The following is a 26,070-nucleotide window of genomic DNA, read 5'->3' on the forward strand; positions in this document are numbered from 1 at the left end:
GCGGGCTCACTGCAATACAAGTTCGACGCGCCGATTCTTGGCGCGCCCTGCGTCGGACCCGTTGGAAGCCACGGGTGCCAGGCTGGCCACCCCGTTGGCGGTGAGCCGGTCGCGGGCAATGCCGTAGTCCCTGGCCAGCGCTGCCGCCACGGCATCGGCGCGGCGGCGGCTCAGGTCGATGTTGGCAGGCAGGTTGCCGGCGTTGTCGGTATGGCCCACCACATGGAGCTTCAGGCCGGCCTGTTGCTTGAGCAACGCGCCGATCTGGTCCAGCGAGGCCTTGCTGTCAGGCTTGATGTCGGCCTTGCCGGTGTCGAACAGGATGCCGTAGATGGCGACCTTGCCGTTGGCATCGAGCCCCTTGGCGATCTCGCTCGACGACAGCGTTTCCATCTGCTGTTCGCGCGCCTTGGGTTCCACGCGTACCACGGTGATGGTGGTGCGCTTCTGGAACTCTTTCTCGTCGCAGTAGGCCGAGGTGATGTCGGGGTTCCAGGTCATCACTGCCATGCCCACTCCGGTGGCCTTGTTGTCGAGCAGGGCGTAGCGCAGGTCGGCCAGGGTACCCGAGGCGCAGGCGGCGGGGCTGTTGTCGCCCACCTTGCCGGCCCAGCCGCCGGGCAGCAGGGAGCGCGGCAGGCTGTAGGCAAAGATGTTGGAGCCGCCGCAGGCATCGCCTGCGCATTCGAAGGCGGTCTCGAAGCCGGCGGCCTTGAGCTCCTGCTGGTAACCGCGCAACACTTCGAGCGAGGAGCGGCCGGCGGGCGCCACGTACTGCAGCGCGGTGCGCTGGCCGGCGCGGTCCAGGCTGCGGGGCGCCACCAGCTTGTCGTCGCTCTGGCTGACCACCTTGGCGGCGGGGAAACGCAGTTCATCGTAGGCGGCGTCATCGCGGTACAGTAGCACCGAGCCAGCGTAGCGCTTGAGCCCTGCGGGATCGGTCAGGCCCTTGATGTCCTGTGCCGGCACCCGGGTCTGGGCCGAGGCGGGCCCTGCCAGTGTGGCCACCAGGGCCGCAGCCACCCACCATGGAGATGTCTTCATGCCAGCCCTTTCGCTCACCGGGGCAGGGGCCCGGTGTGGCGCAATTATGGGTGGCGGGGTGCCGTGCACGCCATGGCGCGGGCCGTGCCTGGCCCGCCCGGCGTGCAGAAAATCACAGATCCAGCATGAGCTTGAGGTTCTGCACTGCGGCGCCGCTGGCACCCTTGCCCAGGTTATCGAGGCGCGCCACCAGCACCGCGTGGCGGTAGGTCTCGTTGGCGAACACGCGCAACTCCAGCTTGTTGGTGTTGTTGAGCGCCAGGGCATCGAGCTTGCCGTCGGCCGTGGCGGGCAGCACGCTGACCCACTGCTCGGGGGTGTTGCTCTTGGCGTAGTGTGCGGCCAGGGCGTCGTGCAGGTCGCTTGTCTTGGGCGCGCCGGGGAGGGTATCGAGGTGCAGGGGCAGTTGTACCAGCATGCCCTGCTCGAAGTTGCCCACCGAGGGCACGAAGATGGGCCGGCGGGTGATACCGGTGTAGTGCATGATCTCCGGCAGGTGCTTGTGCGCCAGACCCAGGGCGTACAGCTCGAACAGCGGCGCTTCGCCCTTTTGGTAGGCCTCGATCATGGTGCGCCCGCCACCCGAATAGCCACTCACCGAGGGCAGCGCCAGGGGAAAGTCGGCGGGAACCAGCCCGGCATCGACCAGGGGGCGTAGCAGCGCGATGGCGCCGGTGGCATAGCAGCCGGGGTTGGCCACGCGGTTCGCGGCTGCCACGGCCTCGGGCTGGCCGGCGGCCAGCTCGGGGAAACCGAAAACCCAGCCGGGCGCGGTGCGGTGTGCGGTGCTCGCGTCGATGATCTTGATCTTGCGGCCGGTGGATTGCTCGATGCCGTCCACCATGGCCACGGTGTCGCGCGCGGCGTCGTCGTGCAGGCACAGAACGACCAGGTCCACGCCCGCGATCAGGTCGCGCTTGGCAGCCGGGTCCTTGCGCAATTCGGGTGCAATGCTGACCAGCTCGACCTCGGGCATGGCCTGCAGGCGTTCACGGATCTGCAGGCCCGTGGTGCCGGCTTCGCCATCGATAAAGACTCTGGACATGGGGTGCTCCTGCTGGTCTGGCAGCGTGGACTGCCGGGGGTAAGAATGGATGGACGCCAATGCTGTACGTGTTAGGCACAGGGGATGGTGCGTCGCAGCATGATACAGTCGCCGGTTGCCATGTCCCAAGCCCGCGGCCAGACAATTGTTCATGGTAAACGGGTAACTACCACCCTTCCCTGAGAGAGACCTCATGAAGATTCACGAATACCAAGGCAAGGAAATCTTGCGCAATTTTGGTGTGCCCGTTCCGCGTGGCATTCCCGCGTTCACGGTGCAAGAAGCCGTCGAAGCAGCCCAGAAACTCGGCGGCCCCGTGTGGGTCGTCAAGGCCCAGATCCACGCCGGTGGCCGTGGCAAGGGCGGCGGCGTCAAGGTCGCCAAGACCATCGACGACGTCAAGCGCATTTCTGGCGAAATTCTGGGCATGCAGCTCAAGACGCACCAGACCGGCCCCGAAGGCCAGAAGGTCCGCCGCCTGTACATCGAAGACGGCGCCGACATCAAGAACGAACTGTACGTCTCGCTGGTCACCGACCGCGGCACGCAGAAGGTCGCGCTGATCGCTTCGAGCGAAGGCGGCATGGACATCGAGGAAGTGGCCCACTCCACGCCCGAGAAGATCATCACCGAGATGATCGATCCCCTGACCGGCATCACCGTCGAGCAAAGCAAGAAGGTTGCCGCAGCCATTGGCCTGACCGGCGCTTCCATCGACCAGGCCGTGGACATCTTTGCGAAGATCTACAAGTGCTACATGGACACCGATGCGTCGCTGGTGGAAATCAACCCGCTGAACTGCGACTCCAAGGGCAACCTGATGGCGCTGGACGCGAAGTTCAACTTCGACGCCAACGCGCTGTTCCGCCACCCTGAAATCGTGGCCTTCCGCGATCTGGACGAAGAAGATCCGGCCGAAGTGGAAGCCTCCAAGTTCGACCTGGCCTACATCAGCCTGGACGGCAACATCGGCTGCCTGGTCAACGGCGCGGGCCTGGCCATGGCCACCATGGACACCATCAAGCTGTTCGGCGGCGAGCCGGCCAACTTCCTGGATGTGGGCGGCGGTGCCACCCCCGAGAAGGTGACCGAAGCCTTCAAGATCATGCTCAAGAACCCCAAGGTCGAAGGCATCCTGGTCAACATCTTCGGCGGCATCATGAAGTGCGACACGATCGCCACCGGCGTGATCACGGCCTGCAAGGCCGTGAACCTGAACGTGCCGCTGGTCGTGCGCATGAAGGGCACCAACGAAGAGCTGGGCAAGAAGATGCTGGCCGAGTCCGGCCTGCCCATCATCGCCGCAGACACCATGGCCGAAGCTGCGACCAAGATCGTTGCTGCCGTCAAGTAAGCCCGGAGAACACAAATGTCGATCTACATCAACAAAGACACCAAGGTCATCACCCAGGGCATCACGGGCAAGACCGGCCAGTTCCACACTGAAAAGTGCCAGGAATACGCGAACGGCAAGAATGCCTTCGTGGCGGGCGTGAACCCCAAGAAGGCCGGCGAGTCGATCTTCAACATCCCGATCTACGCCTCCGTCAAGGAAGCCGCATCGCAGACCGGCGCCACCGTGTCGGTGATCTACGTGCCGCCCGCAGGCGCTGCTGCCGCCATCTGGGAAGCCGTCGAGGCCGACCTGGACCTGGCCATCTGCATCACCGAAGGCATCCCGGTGCGCGACATGCTCGAAGTGCGCAACAAGATGAAGGCCAAGGAAGCCGCCGGCGGCAAGCGCACGCTGCTGCTGGGCCCCAACTGCCCCGGCCTGATCACGCCCGACGAAATCAAGATCGGCATCATGCCCGGCCACATCCACCGCAAGGGCCGCATCGGCGTCGTGAGCCGCTCCGGCACGCTGACGTACGAAGCCGTGGCCATGCTGACCGAAGTGGGCCTGGGCCAATCGAGCGCCGTGGGCATTGGTGGCGACCCCATCAATGGCCTGAAGCACATCGACGTGATGAAGGCTTTCAACGACGATCCGGACACCGATGCCGTGATCATGATCGGCGAAATCGGCGGACCCGATGAAGCCGAAGCCGCCCAGTGGTGCAAGGCCAACATGAAGAAGCCTATCGTGGGCTTCATCGCTGGCGTGACGGCGCCTCCCGGCAAGCGCATGGGCCACGCCGGCGCGCTGATCTCCGGTGGTGCCGACACGGCCGATGCCAAGCTGGCCATCATGGAAGAGTCCGGCTTCATCATCACGCGCAACCCCTCGGAACTGGGCAAGCTGCTCAAGGCCCAGCTGAAGTAAGCACACCCGTCCGTAAGCACAATTACGGACGCATCGGGCGCAAGTGCCCGATACACTGGCCGCTCCAAAAAAAGAAGCGCCCGGAACCCCGGTTCCGGGCGCTTCTTGCATTCATAACAGTGGAGTCATCGACAATGGAATTTCTGCAAGGTGCCGACTTCTGGATCGGCCTGATCAAGATCGTCTGGATCAACATCATCCTCTCGGGTGACAACGCGGTGGTGATCGCCCTGGCGGCTCGCTCGCTACCCCCTGAGCAGCAACGCAAGGCAGTGTTCTGGGGCTCCGGCGCAGCGGTGGTGCTGCGCGTGCTGCTCACAGTGGTGGCAGCCAAGCTTCTGGCCCTGTCCTTCCTGCAGATCGTGGGCGGTTGCCTGCTGCTGTGGATCGGCTTCCAGCTGCTCAGCGAAAGCGACGAGGACGAAGGCGAATCCAAGACCTATGGCAGCCTGATGGCTGCCGTGCGTACCATTCTGATGGCCGACCTGGTCATGAGCCTGGACAATGTGATCGCCGTGGCTGCAGCGGCCCAGGGCAGCACCACGCTGCTGGTGCTGGGCCTGGCCATCAGCATTCCGCTGGTGGTGTTCGGCAGCACGATGATGATCAAGCTGATGGAGCGTTTCCCGGTGATCGTGGTGCTGGGCGCGGCCCTCATTGGCTGGGTGGCGGGCGAGACCATCGCTGGCGATACGGCACTGCAGGGCCTGGTGGCGGCGCATCCTTCGCTGCACTATGTGGCTGCGGCATTGGGCGCCATTCTGGTGGTGGGCGGTGGCAAGCTCTGGCAGCGCCGCGCCAGCCGCGCGGCCGCCTCGACCTGACAAAAATGGCACTTGCAGCGCCGAGCGTTGCGTGCCAGCGACAAGAACGGCAGGCAAGGGCCGCGACCATGGGGTCTGGGGCGCGCCAAGGGCCGCCCGGGGCCGGGCTTGGAAATTGCTTCTAAAGGTATCTCATTACCTCCGTGGATCGATTGCAAGTGGGCAGAACAACATCGGGACAGCAGCTGGTTTGGTGGCGTACCGATGGCTTTGTCTGCGCACTGGTGGCCGCCGTCGTGGTGGCCGTGGCCAGCGCGATGGGCTGGGTGCACCGGCTGGATCTGGCCATGTACGACGCCGCCGTCGGCAGCACGTCGGCCGAGCCCGCTGCAGACCTGGCGGTTGTCGGCATCGATGACCGCAGCTTCAAGACCCTGGGGCCCTGGCCCTGGCAGCCCGAGGTCCACGCCCGTTTCGTAGACCAGCTCACGGCCGCCGGCGCCCGGGCCATCGTCTACACCATGCCGCTGCCGGAAACGCCGGCCCGCCCCTTGCCCCTTCCTGCTCCCGCCGTGTCTGGCGAGCCACAGGCGGCTGGCGTGCCTGGCGCGGACAGCGCCGCCCTGTCGGGCGATGCGCGGCTGGCTGCGAGCATGCAGCGCGCAGGCAACGTGGTGCTGGTGTCGCAGTATGCGGCGACCGGCCCTGCCACACCGCTGCCGCCGTATGTGCGCCGCAGCGCGCTGGCCAATCCGGGCGAGCATGCCGTGCCTGCGGCCTCGGGGCGGCATCCCCCCGCGGTCCTGGGTGCGGCGGCATCTGCCATTGGCCACCTGCAGCTGGACTCTGACCCCGACGGTGTGCTGCGCCAGATGCCTCTGCTGCTGGCGCATGACAGCGCCGCAGTGCCATCGGTCGCGCTGTTGACGGTGCTGCGCAGCCTGCAACTGGGCGCGTCCGATCTGCGCCTGCAGGCCGCTGCGCCCTGGTTGCGGCTGGGCAGCCTGGGCATTGCGACCGACAGTACGTCGGTGCTGCGGCCCCTGTTCCATGCGCCGGAAGGCGGCCAGCCGGTGTTTGCCCGGACCGCGTTCGCACAGGTGCTGTCTCCGGCAGGCGCCTCCGGCTTCCAGGGCAAGACCGTGCTGGTGGGTTTCACTTCGGCCGCACAGGCGCCGCCCCTGGCAACGCCAGGCGGCCAGTCGCTGTACCCGGTGGAGGTGCTGGCGCAGATGGTGTCGACCATCCGCCAGGGCCATGCCGTGACGGCGCCGGATTGGGCGCTGCCGGTGGCCTGGCTGGCGATCGTGGCGGCAGTGCTGTACTTGGCGTTGGCGTTGCCGCAGGTGAGTGCACTGGCCGGCTTGACCGTGAGCATGGCCTTGCTGCTGGCACTGGCCGGGGCCCAGTGGCTGGCACTGGAGCACGCGCTGATCTCCTTCTCGCTGCTGGGGGCTGCGCTGGTGGTGGCTGTGGGTCAGGCCGCCATGCTGGCGCTGAAGCTGCGCGGTGGCGGGGGCGCCTCCCGCACGAAGTCTGCCGAGGCAGCCGAGTCCAAGCGCATGCTGGGCTTGGCGCTGCATGGCCAGGGCAAGCTGGAGCAGGCGTTCGAGCACTTTCGCCGCCTGCCGATGACCGAGGCCCTCAAGGACAACCTGTACCACCTGGCACAGGATTTTGAGCGCAAGCGCAACTACGCCATGGCCAAACTGGTGTACGAGCGCATCCTGCGCCACGACAGGCAGTACAAGGACGCCAAGACCCGCTACCGGAAGATGCGCGCCCGGGCCAAGTCGGCTTCGGGCCAGCCCGACACGGCGCCGCCACCGAGTTCGGCACCGATGCCCATGCCCAGCGTACCGGCCACGCCGCGCCTGCCGGGCGACGCGACCATCGGTCTGCCCATGCTGGGCCGCTACGAAATCACTAAGGAGCTCGGCAAGGGTTCCATGGGCGTGGTGTACCTGGGGCGCGATCCGAAGATCGGCCGCATGGTGGCCATCAAGACGCTGGCCCTGGGACAGGAGTTCGAGGGCGACGGGCTGATCGACGCCCGTGCGCGCTTCTTTCGCGAGGCCGAGACGGCGGGGCGCCTGCAGCATCCCTACATCGTGACCATCTTCGATGCGGGCGAGGAGCACGACCTGGCCTATATCTCCATGGAGTTCCTCAAGGGGACGGACCTGTCGCCCTTCTGCAAGGAGGGCAACCTGCTGCCGGTGCCGCTGGCGCTGTCGGTGGCGGCCCGCGTGGCCGAGGCGCTCGACTATGCCCATGCCAACCAGGTGGTGCACCGCGACATCAAGCCGGCCAACGTCATGTTCGACGCGGCGACCGATGCGGTCAAGGTGACCGACTTCGGCATTGCGCGCATCACCGATTCCAGCAAGACCCGCACGGGGCTGGTACTGGGCACACCGAGCTTCATGTCGCCCGAACAGCTGGCGGGCAAGAAGGTGGACGGGCGCTCGGACCTGTATTCGCTGGGCGTGACGCTGTTCCAGATGCTCACCGGCTCGTTGCCGCTGCGCGGAGCCTCCATGCCCGAGCTGATGCATAAGATTGCCAGCGTGCCGGCGCCCGACGTGCGCACGCTGCGGCCCGAGCTGTCGGCCGAGGTGGCTGAGGTGGTGGCGCTGTCGATGATGAAACGCCCCGAAGCCCGTTACCAGACGGGGCGCCAGTTTGCGGCCGAGATCCGGCGTGCACTGGCAGCGCTGGTAGCCGCTGAAACCGGCACAAACCAGCGGACAGTCGTCTATGATGCGGCTCGCAAGGCAACACGGAACGACATGGCGGACTTTCAGGAAACAGTGACGGAATATCCTGCACAGAGGGACTCTTCGCTGCCGCCATCCAGCGCCCGATGAGGCCTGTGCCGCTTTATCCATGAATTACGATTTTTTTGCGCGCACCGATCGGGGGCGGGTGCGCAGCAACAACGAAGACGCCGTCGCGATCGACCGGGATGCCCAGCTGGCCATCCTGGCCGATGGCATGGGGGGCTACAACGCAGGCGAAGTCGCCAGCGGCATGGCCACCACCTTCATCCGCACGGAAATGGCCCGCTGGCTGTCCCAGGCCGGCAGTACCCCCCAGGCGACGGATGTGCGCCGAGCGCTGGAAATCTGCGTGGAAAACGCCAACCATGCCATTTTGGGGGCGTCGCTTTCGAACCCGCAGTACGCCGGCATGGGGACCACGCTGGTGGCGGGCATCTTCCAGGGATCCCGGCTGATTCTTGGGCACATCGGCGATTCACGCTGCTACCGCCTGCGCGGCGGAGTGCTGCAGCAGATCACGCGTGACCACTCGTGGCTGCAGGAGCAGGTGGATGCCGGCATCCTCACGCCGCACCAGGCGGCGATCTCCTCGAACCGCAACCTGGTCACCCGCGCTCTGGGCGTGGAGCCCAATGTGCTCATGGAAGTCAATGAATTCCAGGTGGCGCCGCACGACCTGTTCCTGATGTGCTCGGACGGGCTCACGGACATGGTGTCCGATGCCGATCTGGCGGAGATGGTGCGTGCATCCCTCCCGCTGGAGGAAAAAACCACATTGCTTATTGATACCGCCAATGCACACGGCGGTCGTGATAACGTTAGCGTACTGCTGGTACAGGCTGGTGCGGGGGGCAAGAAGCGCAGCCTGATGTCCCGCCTGCTGGGTGCTGCATGACGGTGCCGGCCCATAACAAATCTCAAATCAGGAGTGGATCATGCCCAGAATGATCGTTTCGATCGACGGCGTCGTCATCAAGGAAGTTCAGTTGACCAAGGACCGCACCACCCTTGGACGCAGGCCGTACAACGATATCGTGATCGACAACCTGGCGGTGAGCGGCGAGCACGCGATCTTCCACATGGTCGGGAATGACGTCGAGATCGAGGACCTGGGCAGCACCAACGGTACCTACGTGAATGCCAAGGCCGTCAAGCGCCAGGAGCTGCGCAATGGCGATACGGTGGAAGTGGGCAAGTACAAGATCCGCTTCCTGCACGAGGCCGAGGGCGAGAATTTCGAGAAGACCATGATCTTCAAGCCCGGCATGGTGCCGCCGCTGGGCGCCGTATCGCGCCCGGCAGGGCTGCCGGGTGCCCCGCCACCCGCACCGATCACGGCGGTGATCAAGGTCATGTCCGGCGCAGCCGCAGGGCGCGAGGTCTCGCTGCTCAAGGTGGTGACCACCATTGGCAAGCCGGGCGTTGCCGTGGCCTCCATCACCAAGCGCCACCACGGCTTCGTGCTGGCGCATGTGGAAGGCCCGGACATGCCGCTGCTCAACGGCTCGGCCATCGGGCTGTCGCCGGTGCCGCTCAAGCACGGCGACAAGCTGGAGCTGGCAGGCACCGAGATGCAGTTCGAGCAGACCTGACGGGCGCGCTGGCCTCCGGCTACCCAAACCGGCCTGTGCCATGGACATTGCCATGAACCACCAGGCACTGCCGGGTTAGGTCCATGCGCCAACGGATCGCCCACTGGTTGGCGCGCCGCTGGCGTCGCATGGCGGTGACGATGCTCCCGCTGGCGTTTGCGCTGCTGCATGTGGTGGGTATCCTGCACCTGCCGGTGCTGGACCGGCTTGAGAGCATTGTTTACGACACCCGCTTGCTGGCGACCATGCCGCGCACGATGGACGAGCGCATCGTCATCGTCGATATCGATGAGCACAGCCTGGAGCGTGTGGGCCGATGGCCCTGGGGGCGCGACAAGATGGCCCGCTTGGCCACAGAACTGCTGGAGCGCCAGCAGGTTGCGGTGCTCGGTTTCGACGTGCTCTTCGCGGAGCCTGACTCCAGCTCGGGCCTAGCGAACCTGCGGCGCCTGGCCGATGGTCCCTTGCGCGGGCAACCCGGCTTTTCCGAGCAGCTTAGCCGTCTGGCACCGTCGCTGGACTACGATGCGCTTTTTGCCGAATCGCTGCGGGGTCGGCCCGTGGTGCTGGGGTACTACTTTACCAGTGACCGCGATGGCCGGAGTCGGGGCGCTTTGCCCGAACCTGCGCTGCCTGTGGAACGCCTTCGGGGGCGTCCCCTCGCTTCTACCTCCTGGGTCGGTTATGGCGGAAATGTAGAGACGTTCGCTCTGGCGGCTGCCTCGGCCGGATTCTTCAATTCCGCCACCGACCCCGATGGCATCGTGCGCGCCTTGCCGCTGCTGGCGGAGTACCAGGGGCGCTACTACGAGTCGCTGGCCCTGGCCATGCTGCGGACCGCACTGGGCATGCCGGACCTGTATCCGCTCTACGCACGCTCAGAGGGGGACCATGATGTGCTGCAGGGCCTCATTCTGCGCACGGGCGGACGCTCCCTCACGCTGCCGGTCGACGACAGGCTGACCGCCTTGGTGCCCTACCGCGGTCTGGGCGATGTAACGGGAGGGTCGTTTCGCTACATCTCGGCCAGCGATGTACTGGAAGGGCGGCTGACGGCGGGCAGTCTGAAGGACCGCATGGTGCTCGTCGGATCCACTGCACCCGGGTTGGTGGATCTGCGCGCGACTCCCGTGGCAAGAAATTATCCTGGTGTGGAGACGCATGCCAATGTGCTGTCGGCTTTTCTGGACGGCACGAACATCGTCCAGCCGGAATACGCGCGGGGCTTTGACGTGCTTCAGCTGTTGTTTTCCGGCCTGCTGTTGGCATTGCTGCTTCCGTTGCTGACGGCGGGGTGGGCGGTACTGCTCAGTGCGGCCCTGGTGTCAGGCTTGGTGGGGGGCAATCTCTGGCTGTACCTGGCGCATGGCCTGGTCATGCCCCTGGCAACGGCCCTGGTGATGGCGCTTTCCGCCTTCGCGCTGAACATGGTCTACGGCTATTTCGTGGAAAGCCGGTCCAAGCGGGAGCTGGCCACCTTGTTCGGCACCTATGTGCCGCCCGAGCTGGTGGACGAAATGGTCAAGGAGCCCGAGCGTTACAGCATGCAGGCTACCAACCAGGAACTGACGGTGATGTTCTGCGACATGCGCGGCTTTACCGCCCTGTCGGAGCGCATGGAGCCGTTGCAGCTGCAGGCGCTGCTCAATGGCGTGTTCAGCCGCCTGACGCATATCCTGCGCAGCCGGCACGGCACCATCGACAAGTACATGGGCGACTGCGTGATGGCGTTCTGGGGGGCCCCGGTGGTGACCCCGGAGCATGCCCACATGGCGGTCATGGCCGCGCTGGACATGGTGCGGGCCGTGGCCGAGCTCAACGAAGAGCACCGCAGCAAGGGCCTGCCGGAGATCGGCGTGGGCATCGGCCTGAACACCGGCACCATGTGCGTGGGGGACATGGGCTCGGACATCCGGCGCAGCTACACGGTGATCGGCGACGCCGTCAACCTGGGCTCCCGTCTGGAAGGGCTGTCCAAGACCTACGGCGTGACCGTGGTGGTCAGCGACACGACCCGTGCCATGGCCCCGGGATTCATCTGGCAGGAGCTGGACCGGGTGCGCGTGAAGGGCAAGGCCCAGGCAGTCACCATCTACACGCCCGTGGGCACGGTGGCCGAGCCGCTGTCGCCCGAGCGGGAGCAGCAACTGGCCCTGTGGCACGAGTTCCTCGCCAGCTACCGGGCCCAGGAATGGGATGCATGTGCCCTGCTTTTGCAGAATTTGCAGGCATTGCAACCTGCGAGCATCCTGTATTCGCTGTATGCCGGCCGCATGGAGGCCCTGCGGGTGTTACCCTTCCAGCCGGACTGGGATGGTGCCACCCAATTCGATACCAAGTAGCCGGCAGACGCAGACGAACAACAGACAGCCAGAAGAGACAGACGGAACAAACAGGACTGCATGACATGAAGGTTCGCGTACTGGGGTGCTCCGGGGCCATCGCCAAAGATTGCCGGACCACCTCCTTCCTGGTCAATGACAACATCCTCATCGATGCAGGGACAGGGGTGGGCGACCTAGCGCTGGACGAAATGCGGCGCATCGATCATGTGTTCCTCACGCATTCCCACCTGGACCACATTGCGGCACTGCCGCTGATGCTGGATGCGGTGTCGTCGCTGCGCAGCAGCCCGGTACAGGTGCACGCGCTGCCCGGCACCATCGCCGCCCTGCAGGCGCATATGTTCAACAATGTCATCTGGCCGGACTTCAGCCGCATTCCCACGCCCGATCAGCCGTTTCTGCAGTACCAGACGATCTCGGTAGGGGAGCGACTGCACGTCGAAGGCGTGCACCTGGAGGTTCTGCCTGCCGTGCATACGGTGCCTGCCGTGGGCTACGCGGTGGCCGGAACCACTGGCTGGTGGGTGTTCAGCGGTGACACGGGCCGCAACCCGGACTTCTGGCAACGCGTCAATGCCTTGCCCGTCACCATGCTGGTCATCGAGACCGCCTTCAGCAACCGCGAAACCGCCCTGGCCCAGCGCAGCCTGCATCTGTCACCCCACACCCTGGCGCAGGAACTGGCCCAACTGACGCCCGGCAAGTGCTGCCCCATCTACATCACCCATACCAAGCCGTCAGAGACTGAGCTGATCATGGAAGAGATCCGCCGCTTCGACCAGAGCGCGGGGCTCCGGGGGGCCGCTCCGCATGACATTTATTGGCTCAAGGCAGGGGACGAGTTCGAGTTCTGACGACTGTGTTGCAGATGGTGACGTTTGTGGTGTGACAAGAATGTCGCGATGAAGCCCTCAGTGGTGGTGGGGAAACACTTTGGTGACAAATGACCCATTTGGGGGAGCGGTTCAGGCCCGGTGACGCAGTGTTAGAGGGGTGGCACGGAACCTGCTGATGTGGAGTCAGCCTGGAGAAATTTTCGACAGGTGTTCACTTGCAACCGACTCCCAGGAGAATTTATATGAAGCGTTCCATGCAAAAGGGCTTTACCCTGATCGAATTGATGATCGTTGTGGCGATTATCGGTATTTTGGCTGCTGTCGCTTTGCCTGCTTACCAAGACTACACGGTGCGCGCGAAGGTTTCGGAAGCCGTTATCGCTGCGTCGTCTGCCAAGTCGCTGATGTCCGAAGCATTCCAAACGGACGGTATTACCGGTCTGACGGCTGCAGCCACTGCCTATGCGGCGGTTAGCTCTTCGCAGAAGCAATCCAAGTATGTTGACGATGTGGTCATCGCAACGGCTTCCCCATGGAACATCACCGTAGCGGTTGCTGCTACTGCGGGCAATGGTATTCCCACGGGCTTGAATGGCAAGGTTCTGAATTTCTCGCCCAACGTGCAAAAGCTTACTCCTTCGTCGACTGCACAAGGCGCCATCGACTGGGCATGCACCAGCACCACTGATGCTACGGCCACCGCGCGCGGATTGGGCAACAAGGTTCTGGATGCAGCCAACGGCCTGCCAGCCAAGTACGCACCATCTGAATGCCGTTAATTATTCGCTAGTTGCGGATGAGGTATGAAATGCCCGCATTCGCGGGCATTTTTTTTGGAAAATTAATTGGATATGCGCGGTTTCAATTTCAGCAGCAATCGTTGGTTGTTTGCCATGCGGGCGGCGGGAGCCCATTTGGTGGCTTCAGGTATTGTTATTTTTTTGCTCGCTTATGTTGCATTTTCTACCTGGTTTGTTCAGCCTTGGGGAGAAATATCGGGAGGGATGGGGATTCTGCTACTGGTACTGTGCGTAGATGTAGTTTGCGGACCGATATTGACATTGATTGTCTTTGATCCCAAGAAGGAAAAGAAAGAACTGCTGATGGACTTGGGATTTATCCTTGTGCTTCAATTGTCAGCTCTCGGCTACGGAGTTCATACTCTTAGTCAAACTCATCCTTTGGCGATCGTTTTTGAAGTGGATAGATTCAGAGCAGTTGGATATGCTGACTTGGATGAATCTGAAGCTGATCGCTGGCCTGAATGGGTCAATCCCTGGACGCTATCGGCGCCTCGCGTGCTCGCGGCAAGGCGTGCTCACACTGGGGAAGAAAAATTTGCGAGCATTGATGCATCACTTCAGGGAGTTGAGCCAGGTCAACGGCCAAGTTGGTGGCAGGATTATCAATCGCAAGTGCCGGAAGTTCTTGTGAAATCCCGATCTGTAGTCGATTTAAATGCTCGACGACCGGATCAATCGAACGTTCTGCAGAATTCTCTACAAAAGGCTGTTCAAACTGCGCTGGACTCTGAGACCAAAAATCCGGATGAACTTCGGTGGCTGCCTCTCGTTAGTCGCAAGTCCACAGATTGGGTGGTAATTATTGACCCCGTCACAGCGCGAATTCGCGGCTATTCCCATGTCGATGGGTTTTGAGAATAGAGGGTAGCCGTATGCCTTCCCTCTCAATGGAAAATGCCAGGCGGAATTTTGCGTGGCTATTATTTTATGCCCTCTGTGGGGTATTTGTTTCGGCTAGTTTGACGGCTACCCTTGACGGAACTCCAACTCAATATATCCGATATGGTGAAGCGCTGTTTTTTTCTTCATCCATATTGGTTGTCTTTTTTTCCGTGCTGAAGAAGATATGGATCGGGCTCCTGGTGGCATTACCATTGGCAATCCTGGTGCCTATCGAACTCTGGTCGCGCATCAATTTAGGTGTGCCTGTATCTCCGCAATCGATGGCGCTGGTATTGGAAACATCCGCGGCCGAAACGGTCAATTTTTTCCTGGCATATGGCGAAAAGTTGATTCCTGTTTCATCACTTTGGATTGGTGTCTATTGCGCGGCCTTGTTGGCATCATACCGTCAAGGGTTGGAGTGGCCACAGAAGACGAGATTGCTGGCGCTTACCGCCTTGCCTCTCATTATTTTTATCTCCTACGCTAATCTTGGGATGCCGCCTTGGATTGCTAAAAAAGATTCGTCTAATCCGTTTGATGGTCGTGTTGCCCAAGGGTGGAGTCAGCAGTGGCTCGATATTTTTCCAGTAAATATAGTCGTAGCATTTCAACAATACGGCATTGAAGAGAAAAAGATGGCAGGAGTGCAGGCCGCAATAGCAAGTAAGAAGGTCAATATAAAGCTATCGCAACATGTGGAAATGCCAGAATTAGTTGTGATCGTTGTCGGCGAGTCTTCTAGCGCTGGTCGATGGAGCTTGCTCGGTTACGAACGGGAAACAAATCCACGCCTTTCAAAAGAAAGCAACATGGTCGTATTCGGGGACGTGATTGCATTGTCAACGGCTACACGAAGTGCAGTTCCTGGTGTTTTGTCGAATCGCCCGGCATTGCGACCTGATGGCAGTGTTGATTTAAATCCAGACCCATCCTTTATCACTGCATTTAAAGAGGCCGGATACAAAACATATTGGTACTCTAATCAGGCACCCTTTGGTAAGTTTGATTCTTCAATTGCCGTTCATGCAAGAGAATCTGCAGTCGTTAGATTTTTCAATCCGGCTACATTCGATTCGTCGGGGAGTTTCGATGGGGTGCTGATCAGTCCTCTGGCTGAAGTGTTGAAAGAAAATGGAAAAAAATTAGTAGTTCTTCACACAATGGGTAGTCATTTTGACTATAAGCAGAGATATCCCAAGGAGTTTGGAATTTTCGATGAGTCTAGGGGTGGGGATGTCTCAGAGGAGATGTTGCTGAATGACAGCTATGACAATAGTGTGGTTTACACTGACTACTTTTTAGCGGAAGTAATACGTCTTGTAAGTAAGAGCGCCTCCAAGGCTGTTGTTGCATATTTTTCGGATCATGGGGTTGATTTACCTGGCGGTAAATGTAAATACAGAGACGCCTCGCGTTTTACTGAGTCTGCTTATCATGTTCCTCTCATTGTCTGGTTCAGCGCTGAGATGCGGAATGTAAGAGGAGACATCTGGGAAAAGTTGCTCGCGAACAAGAATGCACCATTTACCACCGGAGCACTTTCTTCCACGCTTCTTGAAATTTCTGGTATTAATGTATTGGGTAGAAATGATAGCGAGAATCTCTTGGAGAAGCAGGGGGGGCGAGAAAAGACGCGATTGGTTGGCGTCTCCGGCGCTTTGATTAATTTTGACTCAGCGAAAAAAAGAAATTTCTGCTTTATTTCGGCTGGCTAGATTATCTGGGATGGAATTTTTGGGGATTTTATGGTCACGGTGCTAATATTGGTGAGTTTTTTTGTATCAGGGGTGAGCGCTCTTGTCTATCAAATCTGTTGGCAAAGATCGCTCTATGGAATAATTGGAGTAGACATGGATTCCGTCACCATCGTGGTTTCCGTGTTCATGCTGGGTATTGGTTTTGGTGGAATGATTGGTGGATGGGTTGCGGATAAATATTCGTCCATGCGTTTAAAAATATACATATCGGTTGAGTTGTCAATCGCTGCCTATGGCGCAGCTACTGTGATTACATTGCCAATGATTGATTACTACCTTGCGGCTGCAGGCGGAGGTATCGGCGTCAGCTCAGTTATTTCCTTTTTGTTCCTTGTCGTTCCAACGACTTTGATGGGTATGACGCTTCCTATTTTGACCTTGCTGATCAACGAGTCAAAAGAAAATATCGGGGTATCTGTGGGAATGCTCTACTTTGTAAATACTATGGGTGCTGCTGTTGGTGCCGCAATTGTGCCTTTCGTCATGTTCCCTGCTCTGACGATTTCTCACAGCATTCTCGCAGCTGCTTCTGGAAATGTCCTTGTTTCTCTTTTGGCTCTGACCGCTGTTTTGCTGTCAACTCGAGTTGAGCATTAACATGATCAATAATAATAAATATGCACCCGTTTTGTCATTTATTTGTGGCTTTGCAAGTCTAAGTGTCGAAATACTTTGGGTTAGGCTGTATGGGTTTTCTCGATACTCGATACCGCTTGCATTCGGTTTCGTCCTCATGGCGTATCTGATTGGTATTGCAATTGGTGCACACATGGGCAGTCGCGCATGCAAGAGGAATGCAGATCATTCCGTACTTTGGAAATACTCTATCATCCTGCTTGGGTTTGCGGGAATTCTTACTTTCATGTTGCCTGCTTTGTTTGGATGGATGACCTCTCACGGTATTGAAGATCCATTGAGCGCATTCTTGGTGATTTCTTCCTCTTCAGTGGTCATTGCCTTCATCTTTCCAATTGCTCACCATCTAGGGGCTGATCAAGGAAACGAGGGAAAACAGGGGCGCAGGTTCGCAGCAGTCTATACGTCAAACGTGCTCGGTGCTGCACTTGGACCGCTGGTAACGGGTTACTTACTCTTAGACTCGTTCAGCCTCCAGAATAGCTTTGCCATCATCGGTGTTTTTCAACTGATCGCATCCATGGTCCTTTCTTTGCTTCTTTTGAAAGCTCACCACCGAAGTTTGGCGACGTTGTTTTTTGCTGTTGTGACAGTAATTCTTGTTGTGCTGACCATGAAGCAGGACCCGCATGAACTAGTGCAAATGGCAAATCAAAACCCGGGCCGGGCAAAGACCATTGTAGAGAATCGCCACGGAATAATTACCATTATTCACAAGAAGGAAGGAGACGATGCGATTTTTGGCGGAAATGTATATGATGGAACAACTAACTTGGACCCGGGCTTGAATACGAATGGCCTTCAACGACCACTGCTTGCCGTTGCTTTGCACCCGGAGCCAAAAAGAGTTCTGATGGTCGGTCTTTCAATCGGAACATGGCTAGCCTTGGTAAATACATTTCAAGATGTTCAGCATATTGATGTAGTAGAGATCAATCCAGGGTACTTGGATGCAGCCAAGGCATACCCCTTTCAATCAGAGGCCCTCAGGGACCCGCGAGTGAACGTTGTGGTGGACGACGCACGAAGATGGCTTCGAAACAATAAAAATCAAAAATATGATGTTGTGATTATGAACACAACTTGGCATTGGCGTGCCAACTCCAGCTTGCTTCTTTCTTCAGATTTCATGGAAATAGTGAAACATAGAATGGCAGAGGGGGCAATACTCGCATTCAATGCGACGGGTTCAGGCGATGCGTTTTATACGGCTGCCAATGTATTTCCCAATGTTTATAGGTATAAAAACTTTGTATATGCCGCCAATTTTGACTTTCGCGCTCAAAAGAATTCGCGCCGGATAAAAGATTTGTACTCAGCACTAAAAATCCAGGGCAAAGAATTTTTCAATTCCGGTTCGATTTCAAAAATTGATGAATTTCTGAACGAGCCTTTTGTTGAGTTGGATTTAGCCCAGAAGGCCGCGACTCGGAAGTTTGAAAAAGTTACAGATCAAAACATGTTAACGGAATTCAAATATGGTGAAGCACTCTATTGATTATGTGAATTCCATTTTTCGAGGTTTGATGGGTTTTGCAGTTCTTGATGGTGGCGTTTGATTAAATTACCTAATCGAGGTTACAAAATGCGTTTATTCAACAAAGGGTTTACCCTCATAGAGTTGATGGTTGTGGTTGCAATCGTTGGAATATTGGCCGCAATTGCTCTCCCTGCATACCAGGACTATACTATACGTGCAAAAATCAGCGAGGTTATTCTTGCTGGCTCGGCTGCGAAAACAATAATGAGCGAAGCTTTTCTTTCCGATAGTACCACCGGGCTAGATGCTGCTGCCGGCGCTCTTAATAATATACCGCCAATCCAAAAATCTTCAAAATACGTTTTGAATTATTGCGTGGGGGCGGGAACCGCTGCGCCAACCGCCGCAATCTGCGCGGCAGGTTCTTCTCCATGGGTTATTTCTATTGCGGTTTCAGCTACGGCTGGTAATGGGATGCCGATCTCTTTGAATGGCGCCTATATCAATTTAGCCCCGAATGCAAATAACGCCGTACCGGTTGCCGCGGCAATAGGACCGATTGATTGGGCTTGTACGAGTGCAACCGGAGCCGTGGCCACGGCCCGTGGACTGGGGAATCGGGTGCTCGCAAATATGCCCGCTAAATATGCACCATCCGAATGCCGTTGAGTATTTTATCAAGACGGTTGTCGCGCACGCAATCCCATCCGAATGGGTACCTAAATATTGGTTTACAGTATAGAATACTGCGCTGGAATTTTGCAATGCGGTTTATAATATTGGAGCCGTAGTTGCTGCTCGTGCAGCATCAATTCTCACGATGAGAGGTTAAGAATGGCCGCAGTGGATGTATTCTCCGGACTTGCCACCACGCTTCTCGGCCAACCGCACTCCCTCCACCACCATCTCCCGATCCACCGCCTTGCACATGTCATAAATCGTCAGCAAGGCAATCTGCACCGCAGTCATTGCCTCCATCTCCACCCCCGTCTGGCCCACGGTTTCAACGGTGGCCGTGCAGGCGATCCCGATCACGCCAGGATGCTGCACACCAGCCACCTCAAACTCCACAGCCACCCGCGTCAATGCCAGCGGATGGCACAACGGAATCAGATCACTCGTCCTCTTCGCCGCCTGGATGCCGGCAATCCGTGCAATACCCAGCACGTCGCCCTTCTTGGCGGTGCCGGCCTCGATGATGGCCAGCGTGGCAGGCTGCATCTCGATGCGGCCCGTGGCAACCGCGATGCGGTGGGTCGCGGGCTTGGCGCCCACGTCCACCATGTGGGCTTGGCCCTGGGCATCGAAGTGAGTGAGGGTTGGCGTGGAGGTCTGATCAGGGTTGGACATGGGATCTTTTGCCGGAGACGGCTATGGCAGGCGGCAGGCGATTTCTTGGTAACCAGTTGAATCCTCGGGGAAACACTGGAGCGTCAGGGCATCATACGGTCCATGCGGAAAATCCCAAGCGTGGCGACCCTCCCCACCCTGCCTATCGAACCTGTATATGGCCCGGCAGCGGGCGACCACCCTGGTGCGGCCCACACGCTGGCTTCAAGCGACATCCGCGTGGGGACCGGGCGCCAGGTCCCACGGGCGCACCGCCTCTGGCGTGCGCGCGCGGTGGTGACATCCCTGGTGCTCGCCCTGGCCAGTACGGCCATTCTCCCTGTGCGTCTGGCCCACGCCCAACTCCCCACCCTGGGCGACGGCAGCGAGCTCACCACCAGTGGGGAGCGGCGACTGGGTGACCGCATCATCCGCGAGCTGTACCGCGACCCGGACTATATCGACGATGCTGTGCTGTCCGAGTATGTCCAGAGCCTGTGGCTGCCGCTGATGGATGCGGCGCGCAAGCGCGGTGAACTCTCGCCGGAGCTGGACGAGCGCTTTGCGTGGGAGATTCTGCTCGGGCGCGACCGCTCGGTGAATGCCTTTGCGTTGCCGGCCGGCTACCTGGGCGTGCACCTGGGCCTGATCGGCGTGGTGACTTCGCGCGACGAACTGGCCTCGGTGCTGGCGCATGAGCTCAGCCACGTCACCCAGCGCCATATCTCTCGGCTGATCGCGCAGCAGAGCAAACAGACGCCCCTGCTCCTGGGTGCCATGATCCTCGGGGCCCTGGCGGCCAGCAAGAACCCGGGTGCCGCGCAGGCCATGGTGGTCGGGGGGCAGGCGCTGGCCATGCAGACGCAGCTCAATTTCTCGCGCGACATGGAGCGCGAGGCCGACCGCGTCGGCTACGGGCTGATGGAGCCTGCGGGGTTCGCTCCCCAGGGCTTCGTGAGCATGTTCGACAAGCTGCAGCAGGCCAACCGCATCAACGACAACGGCTCCTGGCCCTACCTGCGCAGCCACCCGCTGACCACCCAGCGCATGGCCGACATGCAGTCACGCCTGCCGCCGGGCAAGGCACAACAGCCCGCCCCCGTGTCCACGCAGGAGCACGCCATGGCCTCCGCGCGGGCGCGGGTGCTCTCCAATCCCGGGGTGGACACCCAGCGCCAGTGGATCGCGGAACCGGCCAGCACCGGCTTTGCCAGTCAGAGCGCGCCGCGCAAGGCGGCCATCCTCTATGCCTCGGCCCTGGGGAGCAGCCAGCTGCGCGATGCCAAGGCGGCACGCACGACCTGGGCGCTGCTGGAGGCGCAGGTCCGTGGCGACCTGCCAGCCCAGCGGCTGGCGCAACTGCTCAAGGCAGAAATCGAACTGGCCGCCGGCGATGCAGACGCGGCCCTCGCTGCGCTGCCTGCTGGGGCCGCCAACGACCACCGGCCGGAGCTGCTGCTGCGCACCCGCGCGCTGGTCAAGCTCGGCCGCTCGGGCGAGGTCACCGGGGCGCTGCAGACTTGGATCGCCAACCACCCGCGGGACGCCACCGTGTGGCAGTTGATGGCCACCGTGTGGCAGGCCAACGGCCAGCCCCTGCGCGCTGTCCGTGCCGAGGCCGAGGCCCATGCCACGCGCTATGACTATGCCGCAGCGGTAGACCGTTTCAAGGCGGGGCAAGACCTGGCCAAGCGCAGCGGTGCGTCGGTGGACCACTTCGAGGCGTCCATCATCGACACCCGCCTCAAGGCCATGGAATCACTTCTTCGTGAACAGGCCGCCGAGCGCTGATTCGATCACCACGCCGAGCAGCGAGTAGATCAGCGAGCCGATCAGCGCGGCAGCAAATCCGGTGACCTGGAAGCCATCGAGCACGCTGGCCGCAGCCCAGAACATGAGCGCGTTGATGACAAAAAGGAACAGCCCGACCGTCACGATGGTCACGGGCAATGTCAGCACCACGAGGACGGGGCGCAAGATTACATTGAACAGGCCGATCACGAAGGCCGCGATCAGCGCCGACGGAAAGCTCTGCACCACCACACCGCTGTAGACATAGGCCACAAACAGCAGCGATGCGGCGCTGAGCAGCCATTTCAGAAGAAGTCGGATCATGGGCCACAGGATAGCATTGGCCTGTGGCAAAAAGGGGCGCGCAGGCGGCCGGAACACTCCGACCACCTTCCCCTCGAAGCCTGCTGGTTACTCGGTGCCCAGCACCATCAGCAAACCCACGCTGGCAAACAGGCTGCCCAGCGTGCCGGGAAGTGCCCAGCGATTGCCGGTCGGCACGGTGGTTGCCGCGTCGGGTGCCATGGCGTCCAGCTTGGGGCGGCGCGCGTCCACCACCTGGGCCTTGGTGCTGCCCATGTCGGCCTGCAGCCGGTCCGTCAGCTCCGGCAGCGGGCCCTTGGCCAGCACCATGGTGACGTGGTCGGGGTGGGCCCTGAGGCCCGGCACCACCTGGGCGAACAGCTTGTCGGCCCACTTGGCGCGCCAGTTTTCGCGCGCGCTGTGGCTGACCCACTTGCTGATGCGATGGGTCATGCGTGGCGCGCACGCCACCAGCACCCAGTGCGTATTGCCCGCCGAACCGCGCGCAAACAGGGGCGCGAGGATCTGCAGTGCATGGGCTGCGTCGTCCACGTACACGATGACTTTGTCCATATGCGTAAGCTCCCTGGTCGGGGGCTGCCGCCAAAGGCGCTCGGCGAGCGCCCCGCAGTCAGCCCATGGGGTCATTGAAGTCCGCTCAACCGTGTTCCACCGGGGCGGCAGTGGCAGTGCGGCGTGCCAGGATCATCTTGCCAAGCGCCAGCACCAGCAAGGCACCTGCCACGCTTGCACCATACCTGATCATGTCGGTCTGCGGGATCTTGATCATCCACTGCCACTTGTCAGGATTGGAGAAGACCGGGTCGGTCACCAGCATCCCGCCAGCGATCCAGCCCAGCAGCATCCCGCCCAGCGTGATGATGAACGGGAAGCGCTCCATCAGCTTGATCACCAGCTGGCTGCCCCAGACGATGATCGGGATCGAGATCAGGAGGCCCAGCACCACCAGCAGGAACTGGTGCTCGCCCGCGTTCTGTGCAGCGCCAGCGATGGCGATCACGTTGTCCACGCTCATCACCAGGTCGGCGACGATGATGGTCTTGATGGCGGCCAGCAGCTTGTCGCTGCCCTGCACGTCACCGTGGCCATCTTCATCGGGGGCCAGCAGCTTGACGCCGATCCACACCAGCAGCACCGCGCCCACGAACTTGAGGAATGGCAGCGCCAGCAAGGTCATGGCGAAGGCGATCAGGATCACGCGCAGAACGATGGCGCCTGCCGTGCCCCAGATGATGCCCTTGGTACGCTGAGCGGGGGGCAGCTTGCGGCAGGCCAGGGCAATGACCACCGCATTGTCGCCACCCAGCAGGATGTCGATGATGATGATCTGTCCCAGCGCGAGCCAGAATTCGGGCGAAGCCAAAAATTCCATAAATTCCTCAATATCGGTAGATAAAAGGAGGGCTTGGCGACAATGTAGCGCCAAGTCCATCCGGGGGATAGAGGGCCTGCGGTCGGAGGATCAAGGGCTCGCCCGCGTTGCGCGGGTCGTCGAATCGGGAGGGCGGCCTTGATCAGCCCACAGAGGGCCCATCAAAGGTCTTGCTCGGCCCAGCGCCTTTCCTGCGCGCTGCACCCGGCCTGCCGGAAGCGGTGTTTCGCTTCGTATTGACGACAGGTCCGATGCCACGCGATGGCTGTGCCCTGTGGGCGCAGTGCGGGTGCGTGGCGGGAGCTACTCCCCTTCGAAGCCGCAATTGGACCATCCCCCGGCCGTGAACGCAAGCCCCGCAGAGCGCGGCCGGCTGGCACCCAAGGGATAACGAGCACATGCCGCCACGCATTTTGATCGGCACCTTTTTGCCTTTGCGGTGTGACAAAACCGTGACTATCATGTGTTTCGCCATGCATCTGCACCACCCGCAGGCTGCATCCCCGCCTTTCCCCACTGGATCGAGGACCGAGACCCATGACCATCTCCACTACCGGGCGCCGCTGGCAGCTCGCCCTCCTCAGCGCAGCCGCCGTGGCCGCTCTGGCTGCCTGCGGAGGCAGCAACGACAACCCCATCGCCGAGCCCGTGGAGCAGTACGTGCCGCCCGAGCCGCCCTCGGGCTACACGCCCAAGACCATCGCCTATGCCAACAAGGACATGGTCGCTGCGGCCAACCCGCTGGCCGTGCAGACCGGCACCGCCATCCTGGCCAAGGGCGGCAGCGCCATCGATGCGGCCATTGCCGTGCAGATGGTGCTCAACCTGGTGGAGCCGCAATCGTCGGGCATCGGCGGCGGCGCCTTCATGCTGCACTTCGACAAGGGCGCCAACCGGCTGCTGGCCTATGACGGCCGCGAGACTGCGCCCATGGCTGCCACGCCCAACCTGTTCATCGGTGCCGATGGCAACCCGCTGGCCTTCCTGACCGCGGTGGACGGTGGTCTCTCCGTGGGCACCCCAGGCGTGCTGCGCATGCTCGAAGCCGCGCACAAGGCGCATGGCAAGCTGCCGTGGAAGGACCTTTTCGATCCCGCCATCAAGCTCAGCGAAGATGGCTTTGCGATCTCCGAGCGCATGAGCGTCTCCATCGCCGGCTCGGCCGCGCGCATCAAGGCCCAGGGCGAACCCGGCGCCAGCTACTTCCTCAAGGCAGACGGTACGGCCAAGTCCACTGGCACCCTGCTCAAGAACCCCGAGCTGGCTGCCACGCTGCGCACCATTGCCGCTGGCGGCGCGGATGCGTTCTACAAGGGCGCCATCGCCGCCGACATCGTGGCCAAGGTCTCGGGCCACCCCACCAACCCCGGCAAGCTCGCGCTGTCCGACCTGAACAACTACACCGCCAAGGTGCGTGAACCCGTGTGCGGCGTGTACCGCACCAAGTACCGCGTCTGCGGCATGCCCGCGCCCAGTTCGGGCGGCATCGCCGTGCTGCAGACCCTGGGCATGCTCGAAAGCTTCGACCTGGCGGCGATGAAGCCCAACACGCTCGACTCGGTGCACGTGGTGTCCGAGGCCTACCGCCTGGCCTATGCCGACCGCGCCCTGTATGTAGCCGACCCGGACTTCGTTGCCGTGCCCCAGGCCGGCATGATCAATGCCGACTACCTCAAGGGCCGTGCGCGCCTGATCGACATGCAGCGCAGCATCGGCACGCCCGTGGCCGGCACGCCTCCCGGCGTGGTGGCATCCCGCGGTGCCGACAGCTCGCTGAACCTGCCTTCCACCACCCACCTGTCCATCGTCGATGCCTCGGGCAATGCCGTATCGATGACCACCACCATCGAAAACGGCTTCGGCAGCCTGCAGATGGTGCGCGGTTTTCTGTTGAACAACCAGCTCACCGACTTCTCGTTCACCGCCACAGACTCCGCCGGCAAGGCCATCGCCAACAGCGTGCAGCCTGGCAAGCGGCCGCGCAGCTCCATGGCGCCGACCATCATCTTCAATGCCGCCACCGGCGACTTCGAAGGGGCCATCGGATCGCCCGGCGGCAGCGCCATCATCCAGTACACCGCCAAGAGCATCCTGGGCATGACCGACTGGGGACTGAACGTGCAGCAGGCCATCAACCTGCCCAACTTCGGCGCGCAGACCAACGCCACCACCTCCATCGAGAAGGGCTCGGTCATCGACACGGCCGCCATCCGCGATGGCCTCAGGGCCCGTGGCCACACCGTGGCGCAGACCGATACCTTTGCCAGCGGCCTGCACGGCGTGGTGTTCAACGGCGTGCGTGCCAACGGCAATGCCGGCCTGCTCTCGCGCAACCCCGCAGCGGGTACTTACGCCGGTGGTGCCGATCCGCGGCGTGAGGGCATTGCGCTGGGCAACAACTGAGCCGATTAACCTCCTTGCCCGCATGCCGGGCAAGGCCGGTTATGCTCCGGGCCCCTGCCGGTTAGAACCTGGCGGGGGTCTTTTTTTATGCCCCCCTCGTCCATCCACATCACCGACATCGAAGCCGCCATCAACCACTGGCGCGAGCGCTCCCCCTCGCCCGATGGCATGACCCTGGCGCCGCAGATCCGGGCCCTGGCCGAGGTGTATGCGCTGATGGTCTACTGGCACGAGGACGAGGCGGACGAGGCCAGCTTTCCGCCAGAGGCCATGGCGGCATGGAAGGCCTGGTACGACACCACGCCCGACACCCCGTGCATCGCCATCTGCTCCACCAGCCAGGGCGATGACCAATGCAAGGGCTGCGGCCGCAGCTTCGACGAGGTGCAGCACTGGCTCGCCTACACCGCAGCTGAAAAGCGCAGTGTGTGGCGCCGCATCACGCTGGAGCACTCGGCCTGGCGTTTCAACCGGTACTCGGAGCGCGCGGCAGAAGGGCCATCGGCGAAGGCCCCGGTGCCAGAGGCCGCTGTAGGCTTACCGGTGCCCCCGGCACGGAGCCGGCTCCGCCAGGCATAGCGGCCCCTGTACGCCGCGCCCCCAAACCGGTATGGT

23 protein-coding genes are annotated in these 26,070 nt (G+C 61.2%); 17 read left to right on the forward strand and 6 right to left on the reverse strand.

All coding sequences use genetic code 11. The features are described 5' to 3' along the window. Nucleotides 1–6: 6 nt before the first annotated feature. Both ACSQ9E_RS29915 and argC read right to left on the reverse strand, forming a co-directional pair. Nucleotides 7–1,044, reverse strand: coding sequence for a DUF4892 domain-containing protein (locus ACSQ9E_RS29915; RefSeq protein ID WP_436219950.1), 1,038 nt, complete (start codon nucleotides 1,042–1,044; stop codon nucleotides 7–9). 112 nt (nucleotides 1,045–1,156) lie between these two features. Then, nucleotides 1,157–2,089, reverse strand: coding sequence for an N-acetyl-gamma-glutamyl-phosphate reductase (gene argC, locus ACSQ9E_RS29920; protein ID WP_436219951.1), 933 nt, complete (start codon nucleotides 2,087–2,089; stop codon nucleotides 1,157–1,159). 193 nt (nucleotides 2,090–2,282) lie between these two features. On the opposite strand from argC, the gene sucC reads away from it, so the two are divergent. The 14 genes from sucC (at nucleotide 2,283) to ACSQ9E_RS29990 (ending at nucleotide 18,905) form a co-directional block, all read left to right on the forward strand. After that, on the forward strand, nucleotides 2,283–3,443 hold the full coding sequence (sucC, locus tag ACSQ9E_RS29925) for an ADP-forming succinate--CoA ligase subunit beta (RefSeq protein WP_057200608.1): 1,161 nt from the start codon (nucleotides 2,283–2,285) through the stop codon (nucleotides 3,441–3,443). 15 nt (nucleotides 3,444–3,458) lie between these two features. Further along, complete coding sequence (gene sucD, locus ACSQ9E_RS29930) at nucleotides 3,459–4,355, forward strand: succinate--CoA ligase subunit alpha (protein WP_010464520.1); 897 nt, start codon at nucleotides 3,459–3,461, stop codon at nucleotides 4,353–4,355. A 134-nt stretch (nucleotides 4,356–4,489) separates the two neighbouring features. After that, nucleotides 4,490–5,179: a TerC family protein gene (locus ACSQ9E_RS29935; RefSeq protein WP_436176120.1), complete on the forward strand. Its 690-nt coding sequence runs from the start codon at nucleotides 4,490–4,492 to the stop codon at nucleotides 5,177–5,179. A 158-nt stretch (nucleotides 5,180–5,337) separates the two neighbouring features. After that, the gene (locus ACSQ9E_RS29940) at nucleotides 5,338–7,989 is read left to right on the forward strand and encodes a CHASE2 domain-containing serine/threonine-protein kinase (protein ID WP_436219952.1); all 2,652 of its coding nucleotides are present in this window, start codon (nucleotides 5,338–5,340) and stop codon (nucleotides 7,987–7,989) included. Between the two features lie 19 nt (nucleotides 7,990–8,008). After that, the gene (locus tag ACSQ9E_RS29945; protein WP_057200611.1) at nucleotides 8,009–8,797 is read left to right on the forward strand and encodes a Stp1/IreP family PP2C-type Ser/Thr phosphatase; all 789 of its coding nucleotides are present in this window, start codon (nucleotides 8,009–8,011) and stop codon (nucleotides 8,795–8,797) included. A gap of 40 nt (nucleotides 8,798–8,837) precedes the next feature. After that, nucleotides 8,838–9,494, forward strand: a complete 657-nt coding sequence (locus tag ACSQ9E_RS29950; protein ID WP_057200612.1) for an FHA domain-containing protein — start codon at nucleotides 8,838–8,840, stop codon at nucleotides 9,492–9,494. A gap of 83 nt (nucleotides 9,495–9,577) precedes the next feature. Continuing rightward, nucleotides 9,578–11,836, forward strand: coding sequence for a CHASE2 domain-containing protein (locus ACSQ9E_RS29955; protein ID WP_057200613.1), 2,259 nt, complete (start codon nucleotides 9,578–9,580; stop codon nucleotides 11,834–11,836). Between the two features lie 65 nt (nucleotides 11,837–11,901). Further along, nucleotides 11,902–12,693 carry an MBL fold metallo-hydrolase gene (locus ACSQ9E_RS29960; protein ID WP_057200614.1) on the forward strand — a complete coding sequence of 264 codons (792 nt, stop codon included), beginning with the start codon at nucleotides 11,902–11,904 and terminating at the stop codon, nucleotides 12,691–12,693. 224 nt (nucleotides 12,694–12,917) lie between these two features. Beyond that, nucleotides 12,918–13,454, forward strand: coding sequence for a pilin (locus ACSQ9E_RS29965; protein ID WP_057200615.1), 537 nt, complete (start codon nucleotides 12,918–12,920; stop codon nucleotides 13,452–13,454). Nucleotides 13,455–13,526: 72 nt separating this feature from the next. Next, nucleotides 13,527–14,333, forward strand: a complete 807-nt coding sequence (locus ACSQ9E_RS29970; protein ID WP_436219953.1) for a TfpX/TfpZ family type IV pilin accessory protein — start codon at nucleotides 13,527–13,529, stop codon at nucleotides 14,331–14,333. Between the two features lie 17 nt (nucleotides 14,334–14,350). Beyond that, complete coding sequence (locus ACSQ9E_RS29975; RefSeq protein WP_436219954.1) at nucleotides 14,351–16,078, forward strand: phosphoethanolamine transferase; 1,728 nt, start codon at nucleotides 14,351–14,353, stop codon at nucleotides 16,076–16,078. Between the two features lie 135 nt (nucleotides 16,079–16,213). Continuing rightward, on the forward strand, nucleotides 16,214–16,717 hold the full coding sequence (locus tag ACSQ9E_RS29980; protein ID WP_157412371.1) for a hypothetical protein: 504 nt from the start codon (nucleotides 16,214–16,216) through the stop codon (nucleotides 16,715–16,717). Nucleotide 16,718: 1 nt separating this feature from the next. Further along, on the forward strand, nucleotides 16,719–18,254 hold the full coding sequence (locus ACSQ9E_RS29985) for a spermidine synthase (RefSeq protein WP_082604038.1): 1,536 nt from the start codon (nucleotides 16,719–16,721) through the stop codon (nucleotides 18,252–18,254). An 87-nt stretch (nucleotides 18,255–18,341) separates the two neighbouring features. Then, nucleotides 18,342–18,905, forward strand: coding sequence for a pilin (locus ACSQ9E_RS29990; RefSeq protein WP_082604039.1), 564 nt, complete (start codon nucleotides 18,342–18,344; stop codon nucleotides 18,903–18,905). Between the two features lie 159 nt (nucleotides 18,906–19,064). Here ACSQ9E_RS29990 and moaC read toward each other — a convergent pair whose 3' ends face one another. Then, nucleotides 19,065–19,586 (reverse strand): cyclic pyranopterin monophosphate synthase MoaC, encoded by a 522-nt coding sequence (gene moaC, locus ACSQ9E_RS29995; RefSeq protein WP_057200616.1) that lies wholly within the window; start codon nucleotides 19,584–19,586, stop codon nucleotides 19,065–19,067. 276 nt (nucleotides 19,587–19,862) lie between these two features. Here moaC and ACSQ9E_RS30000 point away from each other — a divergent pair, with 276 nt between their 5' ends. Next, entirely contained in the window at nucleotides 19,863–21,356 is a 1,494-nt protein-coding gene (locus ACSQ9E_RS30000; protein WP_436220277.1) for a M48 family metalloprotease, read from the forward strand. On the opposite strand, the gene ACSQ9E_RS30005 is transcribed toward ACSQ9E_RS30000, so the two are convergent. The 3 genes from ACSQ9E_RS30005 to ACSQ9E_RS30015 form a co-directional block, all read right to left on the reverse strand. Next, nucleotides 21,324–21,677: a phage holin family protein gene (locus tag ACSQ9E_RS30005; protein WP_057267306.1), complete on the reverse strand. Its 354-nt coding sequence runs from the start codon at nucleotides 21,675–21,677 to the stop codon at nucleotides 21,324–21,326. The two genes, ACSQ9E_RS30000 and ACSQ9E_RS30005, sit on opposite strands and share 33 nt — an antisense overlap. Nucleotides 21,678–21,767: 90 nt before the next feature. Beyond that, entirely contained in the window at nucleotides 21,768–22,232 is a 465-nt protein-coding gene (locus ACSQ9E_RS30010; protein WP_057267060.1) for a hypothetical protein, read from the reverse strand. Between the two features lie 85 nt (nucleotides 22,233–22,317). Next, nucleotides 22,318–23,052 carry a TerC family protein gene (locus ACSQ9E_RS30015; RefSeq protein ID WP_057200619.1) on the reverse strand — a complete coding sequence of 245 codons (735 nt, stop codon included), beginning with the start codon at nucleotides 23,050–23,052 and terminating at the stop codon, nucleotides 22,318–22,320. A 537-nt stretch (nucleotides 23,053–23,589) separates the two neighbouring features. Between ACSQ9E_RS30015 and ggt the strand changes: the two genes are divergently transcribed. Together ggt and ACSQ9E_RS30025 are read left to right on the forward strand one after the other, a co-directional pair. Beyond that, entirely contained in the window at nucleotides 23,590–25,455 is a 1,866-nt protein-coding gene (gene ggt / locus ACSQ9E_RS30020) for a gamma-glutamyltransferase (protein ID WP_436219955.1), read from the forward strand. Between the two features lie 87 nt (nucleotides 25,456–25,542). Then, nucleotides 25,543–26,034, forward strand: coding sequence for a DUF3717 domain-containing protein (locus ACSQ9E_RS30025; RefSeq protein WP_057267064.1), 492 nt, complete (start codon nucleotides 25,543–25,545; stop codon nucleotides 26,032–26,034). The last annotated feature ends 36 nt before the right edge of the window (nucleotides 26,035–26,070 follow it).

This window comes from Acidovorax sp. LjRoot118 (assembly GCF_964253575.1).
GTDB lineage: Bacteria > Pseudomonadota > Gammaproteobacteria > Burkholderiales > Burkholderiaceae_C > Acidovorax.

Coding starts and splice junctions, on each gene's coding strand:
- ACSQ9E_RS29990 (WP_082604039.1), top strand. CDS start 18,342: ATGCGTTTATTCAACAAAGGGTTTACCCTCATAGAGTTGATGGTTGTG.
- ACSQ9E_RS29970 (WP_436219953.1), top strand. CDS start 13,527: ATGCGCGGTTTCAATTTCAGCAGCAATCGTTGGTTGTTTGCCATGCGG.
- argC (WP_436219951.1), bottom strand. CDS start 2,089: ATGTCCAGAGTCTTTATCGATGGCGAAGCCGGCACCACGGGCCTGCAG.
- ACSQ9E_RS29965 (WP_057200615.1), top strand. CDS start 12,918: ATGAAGCGTTCCATGCAAAAGGGCTTTACCCTGATCGAATTGATGATC.
- ACSQ9E_RS29915 (WP_436219950.1), bottom strand. CDS start 1,044: ATGAAGACATCTCCATGGTGGGTGGCTGCGGCCCTGGTGGCCACACTG.
- ACSQ9E_RS29975 (WP_436219954.1), top strand. CDS start 14,351: ATGCCTTCCCTCTCAATGGAAAATGCCAGGCGGAATTTTGCGTGGCTA.
- ACSQ9E_RS29945 (WP_057200611.1), top strand. CDS start 8,009: ATGAATTACGATTTTTTTGCGCGCACCGATCGGGGGCGGGTGCGCAGC.
- ACSQ9E_RS29950 (WP_057200612.1), top strand. CDS start 8,838: ATGCCCAGAATGATCGTTTCGATCGACGGCGTCGTCATCAAGGAAGTT.
- ggt (WP_436219955.1), top strand. CDS start 23,590: ATGACCATCTCCACTACCGGGCGCCGCTGGCAGCTCGCCCTCCTCAGC.
- ACSQ9E_RS30015 (WP_057200619.1), bottom strand. CDS start 23,052: ATGGAATTTTTGGCTTCGCCCGAATTCTGGCTCGCGCTGGGACAGATC.
- ACSQ9E_RS29960 (WP_057200614.1), top strand. CDS start 11,902: ATGAAGGTTCGCGTACTGGGGTGCTCCGGGGCCATCGCCAAAGATTGC.
- ACSQ9E_RS29935 (WP_436176120.1), top strand. CDS start 4,490: ATGGAATTTCTGCAAGGTGCCGACTTCTGGATCGGCCTGATCAAGATC.
- moaC (WP_057200616.1), bottom strand. CDS start 19,586: ATGTCCAACCCTGATCAGACCTCCACGCCAACCCTCACTCACTTCGAT.
- ACSQ9E_RS29985 (WP_082604038.1), top strand. CDS start 16,719: ATGATCAATAATAATAAATATGCACCCGTTTTGTCATTTATTTGTGGC.
- ACSQ9E_RS30025 (WP_057267064.1), top strand. CDS start 25,543: ATGCCCCCCTCGTCCATCCACATCACCGACATCGAAGCCGCCATCAAC.
- sucC (WP_057200608.1), top strand. CDS start 2,283: ATGAAGATTCACGAATACCAAGGCAAGGAAATCTTGCGCAATTTTGGT.
- sucD (WP_010464520.1), top strand. CDS start 3,459: ATGTCGATCTACATCAACAAAGACACCAAGGTCATCACCCAGGGCATC.
- ACSQ9E_RS29980 (WP_157412371.1), top strand. CDS start 16,214: ATGGATTCCGTCACCATCGTGGTTTCCGTGTTCATGCTGGGTATTGGT.
- ACSQ9E_RS29955 (WP_057200613.1), top strand. CDS start 9,578: ATGCGCCAACGGATCGCCCACTGGTTGGCGCGCCGCTGGCGTCGCATG.
- ACSQ9E_RS30010 (WP_057267060.1), bottom strand. CDS start 22,232: ATGGACAAAGTCATCGTGTACGTGGACGACGCAGCCCATGCACTGCAG.